The following is a 13,591-nucleotide window of genomic DNA, read 5'->3' on the forward strand; positions in this document are numbered from 1 at the left end:
GTTTATGGCCAGATGATGGGAGAGGATGAAGCCGGCGCTTTTCCAGCCAAAAAAGCCTGGTTGTTTGGCCTGGATGCGACCAGCCGTTTTTTTGAGAGTAACCAGCAATGGTTTATCGAATACAGCGACACCCTGGCTAATGGCATGTTTGGCGACGGCATTGCTAATGTCAGTTACGAGCACAGCAACTGGACTACCGGTAACCGTTATCTCGGCAGAAATCAGGCCTCCACCTTTGAAGGGGACAGCCGCAACCTGACCCTTGGGTTGTTTAATTTTTTCCCCAACGGGCACAACCTTGGACTCTCTGTTGCCTACGCCGAGCTTAATGTTAACAATGCCCCGGTCAGGGCAACCATCACGGATCCTGATATCACCTATTACATTCCGGCAGAGAAAACCGATATCCTCTTTTTCAACATCAGCTACGGTATGCAATTTGGCAGTGGCTGGCTTAATCTTGGGTTGCAACTGCAGGATGATAACTTCCTGCGCGCCAGTGGCGGTAAACAGGAGCAGATTGCCGTTGGTGCCAGTTATAAATATCGCTTTTAGCAGTTGTTCTGTTTCCTGAATCCGTGACTTCATAGCAAAAAAAGCTGATTTATTCATATAAATCAACGACTTAGGTGTAAAATGCTGTTCACCCTAAAGGTGCATCGGTAGGCAAGAGTAGGCCAATCCTGTTTTGCGTACATTCATGCTACTGTCGGTGGCGGACGAGTGCCCCACCTTCGTTCCGCATTAACCCCAACCTGTACGCATCCTTCCTCATTTGTCCTCATTGCTTCTCACGGTCGTTTCTAACCTGTTGATTCGTAACCGCAGGAAAGCCCGTGGTGACTGATGCGTTTGTTGACTTTTGACGCGTCAACAAGCGGTTAGCATTCACCAGAATTTCCCGATCGGGAAATATGGCTTGCCTCGTTCTTTGAACTGACCGATAATTTCCCGAACGGGAAACAAGGCCAGTGATGAGCTCCATACAGACCACAGAACAACTCGGTGAAGCGCTGCGTGCTGCACGCAAGCAGCTGGGCCTGACGCAGCCTCAGCTGGCTATGGCTGCAGGCGTTGGTGTGCGCTTCATCGTCGACTTGGAAGCAGGCAAGGCCACTCTGCGTCTGGAAAACGTGCTGCGCGTGATTGACGCGCTGGGGGGTACGCTCCAGCTCATCGGCTTGCCATCATCCGCCCCTGAAAATCACCCTGAGGGCAACCAGCATGGCGCGTGAGCTTGAAGTCTGGCTCTTCGCCGAGCGGGTTGGTACCCTGGCCCTCACCGATGGACGGCTGAATTTTCAATATGCCCCGAATTGGCTCTCACGCACCGCCACAGTGACCCTGTCCAGCTCGCTGCCTCTACAAGCAGAACCGTTCGACGATCACCACACACGCCCTTTCTTTGCAGGGCTGTTGCCGGAGGGACAACTCCGGCGTCTCATTGCCCAGCAATTTCAGGTAGGGCTCAGGCCAGAAAGCGGATTCTGGCCTTGGCAAAGTCGATGCCGACTACCGCGCGTGAACTGCAGTCAGACCCCTCGCGTGGCTTCACTAGCCATGGCGTGGTTGAACAAATTGTGACCTTGATCGAGCAACGCTCTGCCCTGACGCTACGAAGGCTCATGACACCTTGCGCTGATTGCATGCGGAACTCGGCAGGCGATGGATGACTTTGCCAGGCAGCAGGATGCGGCCCGGTCAAACCTTTCGCAGCGGTACGCAAAATTAGGCGAATCCTGTTTTGCGTACGTTCATGCTACTGTCGGTGGCAGGTCATTGCTGGCGCGATTGCGCCTTTTCATCGGCGTAGCCTGCAATCAACTGGGCATACACCGGGCCGGGCTGGCCGCTGCCGACTGCCTTGCCGTCGAGCAGGGTCACCGGCAGCACTTCCTTGGTGGCCGAGGACAACAGGATTTCGTCGGCGTGTTGCACTTCTTCGCGGCTGACGCGGCGCAGTTCGAACGGGATGCCCCGGGCGCGGCAGATTTCTTCGATCAGGCCGTAGCGAATGCCTTCTAAAACCAGGTTGTCTTTGGGCGTGCCCAGCACCCGGCCGTCCTTGACCACCCAGACGTTGCTGGCGGCGGCTTCGCTCAAAAAGCCATCGCGGAACATCACCGTTTCCAGGGCACCGGCATCAAAGCTGATCTGGCGCGCAAACACCGCACCGAGCAGGCTGGTGCTCTTGATGTGGGCTTTTTCCCAGCGGAAGTCGTCGGCCGTGACGCAGGCCACGCCCTGCTTGCGCTGCGCCTCGGTAGGCATTTTCATGGTGTTGGTCATGACAAACACGGTAGGCGTGATGTCGGTCGGCATGACGTGGTCGCGCATGGCCACGCCGCGTGTGATCTGGATGTAGATGAGCTGGTCGAGCGCATCGGTGCCGACACCGTTGGCGGCGGCATAAGTGGTCATCAATTGCCTGGCGACGTCGGCCCACTGGGCGTGTGTCAACGGGTTGGCAATGCGCACTTCGGCCAGGCTGCGATCGAGCCGCGCCATGTGCTGGGCAAAGCGGAACAAGCGCCCGCCATAGGCGGGCACCACTTCATAAATGCCGTCGCCAAAGATGAAGCCGCGGTCCATGACGCTGATTTTGGCGTTGGGCAGCAAGGTGAAGGAACCGTTGAGGTAACAAGGCAGGGGAGGTAGGGTTGTCATGGCTGAATGATGTTTAAGTGCTGAGGGATCGATTGTGCTGGACGTTCAGCCGGTATTTTTATACTATTTGCCATCACTGATGGCTTGCAAACTCAGCCGATTTTTTCCACGTCCATTTCACCCATCCCAACCAATTGCACCGTCAGCACACACCGCCATGAACACAACCCACACCACAGCCCCCGCCACCGCGATCCATCCTGACACCACCCACGTCTTTCACCGCCAGTTGCAGCACCAGTTGCCGCTGGCCGTGGCGGGCCACGGCATCACCCTGACCGACGCCAGCGGCAAAACCTACCTGGACGCCTGCGGCGGTGCCGCCGTGTCGTGCCTGGGCCATGGCCACCCCGAGGTGCTGGCCGCCATGCACACCCAAATCGACAAGCTGGCTTATGCCCACACCAGTTTTTTCACCACCGAAGTGGCCGAGGAACTGGCCGACGTGTTGATTGCGTCAGCCCCGCCCGGCATGAGCCATGCCTACTTTGTCAGTGGCGGCTCGGAGGCCATGGAGGCGGCGCTCAAGATGGCGCGGCAGTATTTTGTCGAGATCGGCCAGCCGCAACGCCGCCACTTTGTGGCACGTCGGCAAAGCTACCACGGCAACACGCTGGGCGCGCTGGCGGTGGGTGGCAACGCCTGGCGCCGTGCCCAGTTCGAGCCGCTGCTCATCGACGTGGCCCACGTGGCGCCGTGTTACGAATACCGTGACCGCGCCGCTGACGAAACCCCGCAGGCCTATGGTCAGCGCTTGGTGGCCGAGCTCGAAGAAACTTTTGAGCGCCTGGGCCCGGAAAACGTCATGGCTTTTGTTGCTGAAACCGTGGGCGGCGCCACGGCCGGTGTGTTGCCACCGGTGCCGGGCTACTTCCAGGGCATTCGCGCGCTGTGCGACCGCCACGGCATTTTGCTGATTCTGGACGAAGTGATGTGCGGCATGGGGCGCACCGGCACGCTGCACGCTTGCGAGCAGGATGGCGTGGTGCCTGATTTGCTGGCCATTGCCAAGGGCCTGGGCGGCGGTTACCAGCCCATTGGCGCGGTGCTGGCGCAGAAAAAATTGGTCGATGTGTTCCGCGCTGGCAGTGGCCTGTTTCAGCATGGCCACACCTATCTGGGCCATGCCGTGGCTTGTGCTGCGGCGCTGGCGGTGCAGCGCGTCATCGCGCGCGACGGCCTGGTGGCGCAGGTGCAGGCACGCGGCCAAACGCTGCATGGCTTGCTGCAGCAGGCGTTTGCCGAGCATCCGCATGTGGGCGATATCCGCGGGCGCGGCTTGTTTTGGGGCTTGGAGCTGGTGGCTGACCGCGCCTCACGCCAGTGGTTTGATCCGGCGCTCAAACTGCACGCCCGCGTCAAGCGCGAGGCGATGGCGCTGGGCCTGATGTGTTACCCCATGGGCGGCACGGTCGATGGCCGTTGCGGCGACCACATTTTGCTGGCCCCGCCGTTCATTGCCAGCGAGGACGATCTGGCCCGCATCGTCGATCTCCTGAGCCAGGCCATCAACGTGTCCATGCCTGCCTGATGTTTGTGTATGCATAAGTTGCATGAAAAGCTAGGGTTTACTTTGATATTTTCAAGCTGAAGGAGGCCCGTTTTTGATCTAAGATGTCTTGCTCCCTACCGGGTAACGGTTCAAGCCATTCACAATTTTTAATGTTGGAGATTTCATGAAAAAACTTTCCCTTTGTGTCAGCACCCTCGCCGCTGCAGTTGCCATGATGTTGCCCGTGGGCAGCGTTCAGGCGCAGCAAAAATTCATGACCATCGGCACCGGCGGTGTCACCGGCGTGTATTACGCCGCGGGCGGTGCCATTTGCCGCCTGGTCAACAAGGAGCGCGCCAAGCACGGCATTCGCTGCTCGGTGGAGTCCACCGGTGGCTCGGTGGTGAACATCAACACCATTCGTGCGGGCGAGCTCGACTTTGGTGTGGCCCAGTCTGACTGGATGTACCACGCGGTCAACGGCTCCAAGGTATTTGAGAAAGATGGCAAGTTTGCTGACTTGCGCGCCGTGTTTTCGCTGCACCCCGAGCCGTTCACGGTGTTGTCGCGCAAAGAGGCCAACATCACCAAGTTTGATGACTTCAAGGGCAAGCGCTTCAACATTGGCAACCCGGGTTCGGGCACGCGTGCCTCGATGGAGCAATACCTGCAAACCTCCGGCTTCAAGGTGTCTGACTTCGGCCTGGCCTCCGAGCTCAAGGCCGACGAGCATGGTGCTGCGCTGTGCGACAACAAGATCGACGGCTTTTTCTACGGCGTGGGCCACCCCTCGGCCAACATCCAGGACCCGATCACCACATGCGGCGCCAAACTGGTGCCCCTGACTGGCCCGGCGGTTGACAAACTGGTCAAGGACAATGCCTTCTATGCCGCGGTTGACATCCCTGGCGGTCTGTATGCGGGCCATGCCAACCCGACACGCACTTATGGCGTGCTGGCCACCATGGTGACCTCGGCCAAGGTGCCCGACGCCACGGTCTATGAGCTGACCAAAGCCGTGTTCGAGAACTTCGAAGAGTTCAAGAAGCTGCACCCGGCCTTTATTGCGCTGGACCCCCAACTCATGATCAAAAACGGCTTGTCGGCCCCGCTGCACCCCGGTGCGGTCAAGTACTACAAGGAAAAAGGCTGGATGTGAGTTGACGCACCGTTGCCCGTCAACGGATTGACACTGCAAAAAAGCTCTGACCTGTCAGGGCTTTTTTGTTGATCATCAAAATTTACCGAAAAGTAACTTATGAAACCAGCAACAACCACCGACCGGGTGCCCGAGATCGATGTCGAAAAGTTTGTCGCTGAAAAAGACACCGGTGCGCGTACCCCCGGTCCGGCCATGCACCGCTTTTTGCTTTATGTGGCGCTGGCCTGGTCGCTGTTCCAGTTGTGGATTGCGTCGCCGCTGCCGTTCAGCACCGGCGTGCTGGTCTTCAATGACACCGAGACGCGTGCCATCCACCTGGCCTTTGCGGTGTTTTTGTCCTTCATGTCGTACCCGGCCTTCAAGCGTTCGCCCAGCGACCACGTGCCGCTGACCGACTGGATTTTTGCCATTGTTGGCAGCTTTTGTGCCGCCTACCTGTTTCTGTTTTACCGCGAGCTCTCCACCCGCCCGGGCCAGCCCACGGCGATGGATGTGTACACCGGTCTGGTCGGCATGGTGCTGCTGCTGGAGGCAACGCGCCGGGTGCTGGGCTTGCCGATGGTGATTGTGGCGCTGGTCTTTCTGGGCTACACCTTTGGTGGCCCCTACATGCCCGACATGATTGCCCACCGTGGTTTTTCGCTGAACCGCGCCATGAGCCACCAATGGCTCACCACCGAGGGTGTGTTTGGCGTGGCGCTGGGTGTTTCCAGCAGCTTCATCTTTTTGTTTGTGCTTTTTGGCTCGCTGCTGGACAAGGCCGGCGCGGGCAACTATTTCATCAAATCGGCCTTTGCCATGCTCGGCCACATGCGCGGTGGCCCGGCCAAGGCGGCGGTGTTGTCGTCAGCGGCCACGGGCATCATTTCGGGCTCGTCGATTGCCAACGTGGTGACCACGGGCACCTTTACCATTCCGCTCATGAAGCGCGTCGGTTACCGCCCTGACCAGGCGGCGGCGGTCGAGGTGTCGAGCTCGGTTAACGGCCAGCTGATGCCACCGGTGATGGGCGCAGCGGCGTTCCTGATGGTGGAATACGTTGGCATTCCTTACCTTGAGGTGATGAAGCACGCCTTTTTGCCGGCCATCATCTCCTACATCGCGCTGCTCTACATCGTTCACATCGAGGCGCTCAAGGCCAACATGGTTGGCCTTGAGCGGCGCAGTAGCGGCACAGCGGGCTCGCGGCTGCTCTCGTTCGGCCTGACCGTGGCCGGTTTCATCGTGCTCTCGGGCGCGGTGTATTGGGGTATCGGCTGGATCAAGACGGTCATGGGCGATGCGGCGGTGTGGGTGGTGGGTGTGGGGCTGCTGGCGGCTTATGTGGGCTTGCTCTGGTATGGTGCCAGCCAGCCCGAACTTGAGCTTGACGACCCCAATGCGCCTGTCTTTGAGCTGCCAGAGACCGGGCCCACCGTCAAATCCGGCCTGCATTACCTGCTGGCGGTGGTGGTGCTGATCTGGTGCCTTATGGTCGAGCAGATGTCGCCAGGCCTGTCGGCCTTTTGGGCCACCCTGTTCATGATCTTTGTGATGGTGACGCAAAAGCCCATCACGGCCTGGTTTCGTGGCCGGGGCAATTACGGGCAGGCGCTCAGGCATGGCTTGGTCGATCTGGTTGACGGCCTGGTTGCCGGCGCGCGCAACATGATCGGCATTGGTGTGGCCACGGCGGCGGCGGGCATCATTGTTGGCACGGTGTCGCTTACCGGCATCGGGCTGGTGATGACCGAGCTGGTCGAGTTGTTGTCCGGTGGCAACCTGATGCTGATGCTGGGTCTGGTGGCGGTCATCAGTCTGATTCTGGGCATGGGCCTGCCGACCACGGCCAACTACATTGTGGTCTCGACGCTGATGGCACCGGTGGTGGTGGAGCTCGGCGCCCAAAGCGGCCTGATCGTGCCGCTGATTGCCGTGCACCTGTTTGTTTTCTACTTTGGCCTGATGGCCGACGTGACGCCGCCGGTCGGGCTGGCGTCGTTTGCCGCCGCTGCCATTGCGCGCTGCGACCCGATCAAGGCCGGGGTGACGGCGTTTTTCTACAGCCTGCGCACGGCCATTTTGCCGTTCTTGTTCATCTTCAATACCCAGTTGCTGATGATCGGTTTGAGCGGGCCGCTGCACCTGATTTTGACAGTGCTCAGTGCCACCGTGGCCATGCTGGTGTTTGCTGCGGCCACGCAGGGGTTCTTTCTGGTCAAGTCGCGCTGGTACGAGAGCATTGCCCTGCTGCTGGTCACGTTTACGCTGTTTCGCCCCGGCTTCTGGTGGGACATGGCCTATCCGCCTTTTTATGAAGTGCCGGCATCGCAAATCACCCAGTTGATCGAGGCGCAACCCGCCAATGCCGGCAAGCGCATCTGGATCGAGGGCACCAACATCGACGGCAAGGACATTCGCAAAGGTGTGCTGTTGCCGCTGGGCCCCAAAGGCACGGCACGCGAACGCTTTGCCAGTGCCGGCGTTAACGTGATGGCGCAGGGCGACGCGCTGTTGATCACCCAGGTGCGTTTTGGCAGCCGCGCCGAAAAGCTGGGCATGGAGCAGGGGTTCCGCATTGTTTCGGCCGAAATGCCAGCCGATCGGCCCAGCAAGGAATGGATGTTCCTGCCGGCCATTGTTTTACTGCTGCTGGTAGCGGCACTGCAGCGCGTGCGCGGCCGAAAGGTCAAGCCATGAGCCGCGTTGCCCTGATTCATGCGCTGGCGTACTCGGTGGCACCGATCAATGCCGAGCTGGTGCGTGCCTGGCCCGAGTGTGAACGCATGAATTTGCTCGACGATAGCCTCTCAGCTGACCTGGCGCGCAGCGGGCGCGGGCTTGATGCGGCCATGCACCAACGCTTTGAGGCACTGGCCGCCTATGCCGAGGGCACCGGCGCGCAGGCCCTGCTGTTCACCTGCTCGGCCTTTGGGCCGTGTATTGAGGCGGTGGCAGCGCGGCGCCCGCACATGCCGGTGCTCAAGCCCAACGAGGCCATGGTGGCAGAGGCCGTGGCCACGGGCAAACGCGTCGGCTTGATCGCCTCATTTGCGCCAACGCTGGTGTCGATGCCAGCCGAATTTCCGAGCGGCACCGCGCTGCTGACGCGCCTTGCCGAGGGTGCCATGGCGGCGCTTGACCGGGGCGATGCCGCTGAGCACGATGCCCGTGTGGTGGACGCTGCGTGCTGGCTGCAGCAGCGCGGTTGCGAGGTGATTGCGCTGGCCCAGTTCAGCATGGCGCGTTCTGAGGCGGCAGTGCGCCAGGCCACCGCGCTACCGGTGCTGACCACGCCCGGTAGCGCGGTGCGCGCGCTGCGCCAGCGCCTGGGGGCGTGAGCCTGGGGCTTATGGCTGCATCGCCTCGTCCAGCAATTCAATCCAGTGCCGCACGGGCGTGTCGGTGCCGCTTTGCAGGTGGGTGATGCAGCCCATGTTGGCTGACACGATCTGCTCGGGCGCCTCAGCGCCGAAAGTGGTGGCCAGGTTGCCTAGCTTGCGGTCACGCAGCTCGTAGGCAATGCCGGGGTTGAGCACGCTGTAGGTGCCCGCCGAACCGCAGCACAGGTTGGCCTCACAGCCGGTGGTTTTGACGTTGAAGCCCAGCTCGCCCATGTATTTTTCCACGCCGCCGCGCAGCTGCATGCCGTGCTGCAGCGTGCAGGGCGGGTGAAAGGCAATGCGGCTGGCGCTGGCTTGCACCCGGCTTTTGAGCTTTTCTGTCAGCTCGGGCAGCCATTCGCTCACATCTTTGGTGAGCTCGCTCACGCGACGGGCCTTGGCGGCGTAATGCGGGTCGTCATGCAGCACATGGCCGTAGTCTTTCACCATCACGCCGCAGCCCGAGGCGTTGATGACGATGCCCTCTACACCCGCTTCAATGTGCGGCCACCAGGCGTCGATGTTGGCGCGCATGTGCGCCATGCCGCCGTCCTGGTCGTTGAGGTGGAACTTGACGGCACCGCAGCAACCGGCCTTGGCCGCTACCACGCACTGGATGCCGGCGGCATCAAACACCCGGGCCGTGGCGCTGTTGATGTTCGGGCTCATGGCGGGTTGCACGCAGCCTTCAAGCACCAGCACCTTGCGCTTGAGCGTGCGGGTGGGCGTGTGGCCGACATTTTTTTTCTCCGGCACCTTATTCTGCAAGGCCTTGGGCAAGAGCGGGCGCACCAGTTGGCCCAGCGCCATGGCCGGGGCAAACGCGGGCGAAGGCAAGCCCTCTTTCAAGGTCCAGCGCAGCGCGCGCTCGCCCGCCGGGCGCGGCACCTGGGCATCGACCAGCTTGCGCCCGATGTCGAGCAAGTGGCCGTATTGCACGCCGCTGGGGCAGGTGGTTTCGCAGTTGCGGCAGGTCAGGCAGCGGTCCAGGTGCTGCTGCGTCTTGCGCGTGGGCACGGCACCTTCGAGCACCTGCTTCATCAGGTAAATGCGCCCGCGCGGGCCGTCGAGCTCGTCGCCCAGCAGCTGGTAAGTGGGGCAAGTGGCGGTGCAAAAACCGCAGTGCACGCATTTGCGCAGAATGGCTTCGGCCGCCTGGCCATCAGGCGTGCCTTGGTATTGGGGAGCGAGTTGGGTTTGCATGGGCTTGGCGTTGGTTAGATGTCGGCGTACATGCGACCCGGATTCAGGATGCCTGCTGGGTCGAACTCGGCTTTCAGGCGGCGGTGGATTTGTTCGACAGCGGGTGTCAACGGGCTGAAGCAATTCTTGGGCTCGGTGGTGGTGCCAGCGGCGGCCACAAAAACACTGGCGCTGCCGCCAGCTGCAGCGGCTGCCTGGCGCAGCTGATCAAGTGCCGATGCGGGTGCGCGCAACCAGCGCTGGCCGCCATGCCACTCCACCAGCTGTGGCCAGGGTAAATCCAGCACCGGCGCAGTTTGCGGCACGCTCAGGCGCCACAGCGCCAGCGCCTCGGCAGACTCAGCGGGGGTGGTGAAAAACGGCAGTTGCAGGTCGCGGCAAGCCGTCCAGTCAAGCCCGGCCTGGGCCTTGTCCATGCGCCGCCCAGGCACGTCAGCCAGCATCTTGGTGCAAGCCGATTCAACGGCGGCCACGGCGCCACGCAGGCGCACAAACAGCAGTTCGGGGGCGTTGGGGGCGGTGTCGTCGCGCAGCCAGCAACTGGCATTGAGCGGCAAGGGCTGCGCGCCCCAGCGGTGCAGTTGCGCCAGCGCGCTGGCCTGGTCGAGCTCGAACACCAGCGTGGCCTCGGCTGGTGCCACCGGCAGCACCTTGAGTGATATTTCGGTGAGCAAGCCGAGTGTGCCCATGGCGCCCACCATCAGGCGCGACACGTCGTAGCCCGCCACGTTTTTCATGACCTGGCCGCCAAAGGTGAGGTGCTCGCCGCGGCCATTGACGAGTTGCACGCCCAGCACGTAGTCACGCACACCGCCCACACTGGCGCGCGCCGGGCCGCTCAAACCGGTGGCCACCATGCCGCCACAGGTGCCGTTGGCAGTGCCAAAACGCGGTGGCTCAAAGGCCAGACACTGGCCTTTTTCTGTCAAGGCGGCTTCGAGTTCGGCCAGTGGGGTGCCGGCGCGTACCGTGACCACCAGTTCGGTCGGTTCGTAGCTGACGATACCGCAGTAAGTGGTAGCGTCGAGCAACTCGCCTTGTGGCGTTTCGCCATAAAAGTCTTTGCTGCCGCCGCCGCGAATGCGCAACGGCGTGCCTTGCGCGGCAGCGGTTTTGATGTGATCAATAAGGTGTTGCAGGGCGGTGTCCATGAGCGTCCACAGTTAAAACAGTGGGCCCGATGTTAGAGCACAAGCCGACCGCGCTGGATTGAATTTTTCGAACGCTTGTTGTTTGAAAAATTGCGTGGGCGCGTTGCCCCGGGATTTCAGCGCGGCGCCATGTAGGTCAGCAGCCTGCTGCGCCAGTGGCGCGCCAAACGGACAGATTTCCACAGCCACCAGAGTTTGCCCGCCCAAACCAGTGCTCTTTTGGGTTTGAGGACCAAGAGCAGCACCAGCACAGCAGCGGGCCACTGCGGGTTTTGATAAAGCCAGAGCAGCCCCAACTTGACCTGGTCAGCCACGGCCGCTGGGCCTTGCAGGCGTTGCAAGTCTGCGTTCAGTTGCAGGCGCAGTTCGGCGCTACGAATCAGCAGGCGCTGCTGGCGCAACTGCAGGTCACCGGGGCTCATGGGGTTCGGTGGCCGTGAAGCTGTCGCGGTCGCGCTCAAGCTCGGCCAAGCTGACGCTGAACAGGTTGGACTCGGCGCTCAACCGGCGCTGCGCAGCTTTGGTCAAAAGCCATCCAGCGGCCAAAAAGAGCAAGGCCAGCACGCCCACCGCAGCCAATCGGTAACCATCCCATAGCAGCAAAATGACAAAGCCGCACAACAGAACGGTGCCCACGGTCAAGCTCATGAGGGCGATTGCGCCCCAAAACAGCCCGACCGCCAGGCGCTGCTTTTCCTGCCCGAGTTCGGTGCCCAGCAAGGCCAGTCGAAGCCTCAGCAGCTCAACGACCGTACCCAGGGATTGCTGCAACTGGCCAAACAGACCGGAGTTGGCGTCTGCCATCAGGTTTAGCGGCGGCTGATGAGCAGCCCGACCACCAAGCCCATGCCAGCGGCGATACCGATGGATTTCCAGGGGTTTTCATGGACAAACACATCTGTGGCCTGGCCTGCTGCTTTGGCCTTTTCTACCGTGGCCTGTTGCAGATGCTGCAATTCGACCCGGGCCTTGCTCATGCGGTCACGCACACGCTCACGCAGCTTGACTGTGCTTTCACTGGCCTCGTTGGCAGTGAGCTTGAGCATTTCCTCGGCATCGGCAATGCTTTGGTGCAGATCGTCCATGAGCTTGTCTTTGGTGTGCTGAAGGGTTTCTGTCATGGTAAATCTCCGGTTGGGTTAAGAACTGACGTTTCAGTTTAGTCGCAGCCACTGCCGAGCGCATCATTTTTTGATTGAATAGTGGTACGGGCCTTGCGGAATATCATTGTTTTAACCAACAAAAAAGTTGACCGGCAGGCCCGCCACCTCAACCCGTATCGACAGCACACTGCCAGACAATGGAAAAGTCGCCAGTTCGGCCGCACTGCGGTGGTGCCGGGCGCTGGTCAGGTACAGGGTTTTGAGGTCTTCGCCGCCAAAACACGGCATGGTGGGGCATTGCAGTGGCACGGAAAATTCGGCCAGCAAGCTGCCATCGGGCGCAAACTGGCACACCCGGCGGCCCTCGAACATGGCCACCCAGTAGTTGCCCTGCACATCCACTGCGGCGCCGTCGGGGCGACCGCGGTAGCCGCCGTTGTTACTGGCAGCCGGGTCAACCTGCCAGCCTGGGGGTTTGGGTGCAAAGCTGGTGAACGCGCGCTGCGCTGCCATGGCCGCAGTGGTCGCGTCAAAATCCCAAGCCCAAACGGTGTGGCCGGGCGTGTCGGCCCAGTACATGGTGCCGCCGTCCGGACTCCAGGCCAGCCCGTTGGCGGTGCTCATGCCCGCGGTGGGGCTGATCTTGCAGGTCACCCGCGGCGAACCGGTTTTGGCCATGTCGCGGGCGTCGATGCAATAAAGCGCCGCGTTCTTCTTACTGCGGGTTTCGTCGATGGTGCCCACCCAGAATCGCCCAGCTGCGTCGCATTTACCGTCGTTGGCGCGCATGTGCGCGGGGTCATAGTCCAGCTTGGCCAGCAGCTGCAGCGGCCCGCCCCACATTTGCGCCCGATAAACACCGTCGCGCAGCGCCATCACCAGCCCGCCGCTGGCCGCCGGGGCCATGCAACCGGGCTCGCCAGGCAGCTCCCACGCCTGCACGGTGCCCATGGTGATGTTGGCGCGCAGAATCTGTTTGCCCGAAATATCGACCCAGTAGAGCATTTGTTCATGCGGGTGCCAAAACGGCGATTCGCCCAGCGCGGCGATGTGCGGGGTGACAGTTTGCCAGGCGTCTGGCGAATAGGCGGGGTTGGGGATCATGGGAGTTTTTGTGATGGGCGATGGTGCGGAATGCCAAGCTGACGTTGTTGCATCTTATGCGAGGAACATGGGTAGCACGCAAGACTGGCCAATGGGCTGCGACCAGTGGAAGGGGGGGTGACTGGATAAGGGCTTGGGCGGCGGCCTCAACAAGCTGACGGTCGTGACCGGCGGGAATGGGTCTTTTGCGCTCACCCGCCATGCCACCGAAATCCTCACCTGTGTTGAGCCACCAGCGGTTCTTTCGCCTGTAGCATAGGCAAATAATCAACCCGAAAAAACCCACCACAGTCGAAGCCGGGTGGGTTCTTGGGAGAGTTCTGATCAGCGGCCGTAAGCCGACTCGC

General features: G+C 61.2%; 14 protein-coding genes. 7 read left to right on the plus strand and 7 right to left on the minus strand.

Going from position 1 to position 13,591, the window contains the following annotated elements; translation table 11 throughout:
- The 3 genes from IBX54_RS07240 to IBX54_RS07250 all read left to right on the plus strand — a co-directional run.
- Window positions 1-555 (plus strand): capsule assembly Wzi family protein (locus IBX54_RS07240; RefSeq protein WP_296541996.1); only part of this gene is annotated, 555 nt, incomplete at its 5' end.
- 419 nt (window positions 556-974) lie between these two features.
- A complete protein-coding gene (locus IBX54_RS07245; protein ID WP_296541997.1) occupies window positions 975-1,235 on the plus strand; it encodes a helix-turn-helix transcriptional regulator in 261 nt (86 codons plus the stop codon).
- Window positions 1,225-1,584 carry a HipA N-terminal domain-containing protein gene (locus IBX54_RS07250; RefSeq protein ID WP_296541998.1) on the plus strand — a complete coding sequence of 120 codons (360 nt, stop codon included), beginning with the start codon at window positions 1,225-1,227 and terminating at the stop codon, window positions 1,582-1,584. Before IBX54_RS07245 ends, IBX54_RS07250 begins: the two co-directional genes overlap by 11 nt.
- Window positions 1,585-1,776: 192 nt before the next feature.
- Here the strand turns inward: IBX54_RS07250 and IBX54_RS07255 are convergent, their stop codons facing one another.
- On the minus strand, window positions 1,777-2,667 hold the full coding sequence (locus IBX54_RS07255; protein ID WP_296541999.1) for a D-amino acid aminotransferase: 891 nt from the start codon (window positions 2,665-2,667) through the stop codon (window positions 1,777-1,779).
- Window positions 2,668-2,824: 157 nt separating this feature from the next.
- Here IBX54_RS07255 and IBX54_RS07260 point away from each other — a divergent pair, with 157 nt between their 5' ends.
- The 4 genes from IBX54_RS07260 (at window position 2,825) to IBX54_RS07275 (ending at window position 8,641) form a co-directional block, all read left to right on the plus strand.
- Window positions 2,825-4,198 carry an aspartate aminotransferase family protein gene (locus IBX54_RS07260; protein WP_296542000.1) on the plus strand — a complete coding sequence of 458 codons (1,374 nt, stop codon included), beginning with the start codon at window positions 2,825-2,827 and terminating at the stop codon, window positions 4,196-4,198.
- A gap of 145 nt (window positions 4,199-4,343) precedes the next feature.
- Window positions 4,344-5,318, plus strand: a complete 975-nt coding sequence (locus tag IBX54_RS07265) for a TAXI family TRAP transporter solute-binding subunit (protein ID WP_296542001.1) — start codon at window positions 4,344-4,346, stop codon at window positions 5,316-5,318.
- A gap of 99 nt (window positions 5,319-5,417) precedes the next feature.
- Complete coding sequence (locus tag IBX54_RS07270; protein ID WP_296542002.1) at window positions 5,418-8,000, plus strand: TRAP transporter permease; 2,583 nt, start codon at window positions 5,418-5,420, stop codon at window positions 7,998-8,000.
- Entirely contained in the window at window positions 7,997-8,641 is a 645-nt protein-coding gene (locus IBX54_RS07275; RefSeq protein ID WP_296542003.1) for an aspartate/glutamate racemase family protein, read from the plus strand. The genes IBX54_RS07270 and IBX54_RS07275 overlap by 4 nt, the downstream gene beginning before the upstream one ends.
- A gap of 9 nt (window positions 8,642-8,650) precedes the next feature.
- On the opposite strand, the gene glcF is transcribed toward IBX54_RS07275, so the two are convergent.
- The 6 genes from glcF to IBX54_RS07305 all read right to left on the minus strand — a co-directional run bounded on the left by glcF (window position 8,651) and on the right by IBX54_RS07305 (window position 13,244).
- The gene (gene glcF / locus IBX54_RS07280; protein ID WP_296542004.1) at window positions 8,651-9,886 is read right to left on the minus strand and encodes a glycolate oxidase subunit GlcF; all 1,236 of its coding nucleotides are present in this window, start codon (window positions 9,884-9,886) and stop codon (window positions 8,651-8,653) included.
- A gap of 14 nt (window positions 9,887-9,900) precedes the next feature.
- Window positions 9,901-11,037: a glycolate oxidase subunit GlcE gene (gene glcE / locus IBX54_RS07285; RefSeq protein ID WP_296542005.1), complete on the minus strand. Its 1,137-nt coding sequence runs from the start codon at window positions 11,035-11,037 to the stop codon at window positions 9,901-9,903.
- A gap of 116 nt (window positions 11,038-11,153) precedes the next feature.
- Window positions 11,154-11,459: a YqjK family protein gene (locus tag IBX54_RS07290; protein WP_296542006.1), complete on the minus strand. Its 306-nt coding sequence runs from the start codon at window positions 11,457-11,459 to the stop codon at window positions 11,154-11,156.
- Window positions 11,446-11,841: a phage holin family protein gene (locus IBX54_RS07295; RefSeq protein ID WP_296542007.1), complete on the minus strand. Its 396-nt coding sequence runs from the start codon at window positions 11,839-11,841 to the stop codon at window positions 11,446-11,448. The genes IBX54_RS07290 and IBX54_RS07295 overlap by 14 nt, the downstream gene beginning before the upstream one ends.
- Before the next feature lie 5 nt (window positions 11,842-11,846).
- On the minus strand, window positions 11,847-12,158 hold the full coding sequence (locus tag IBX54_RS07300; RefSeq protein ID WP_296542008.1) for a YqjD family protein: 312 nt from the start codon (window positions 12,156-12,158) through the stop codon (window positions 11,847-11,849).
- 111 nt (window positions 12,159-12,269) lie between these two features.
- Entirely contained in the window at window positions 12,270-13,244 is a 975-nt protein-coding gene (locus tag IBX54_RS07305; protein WP_296542009.1) for an SMP-30/gluconolactonase/LRE family protein, read from the minus strand.
- Window positions 13,245-13,591: the final 347 nt, after the last annotated feature.

The organism is Rhodoferax sp. (assembly GCF_014859475.1).
GTDB lineage: Bacteria > Pseudomonadota > Gammaproteobacteria > Burkholderiales > Burkholderiaceae_C > Rhodoferax.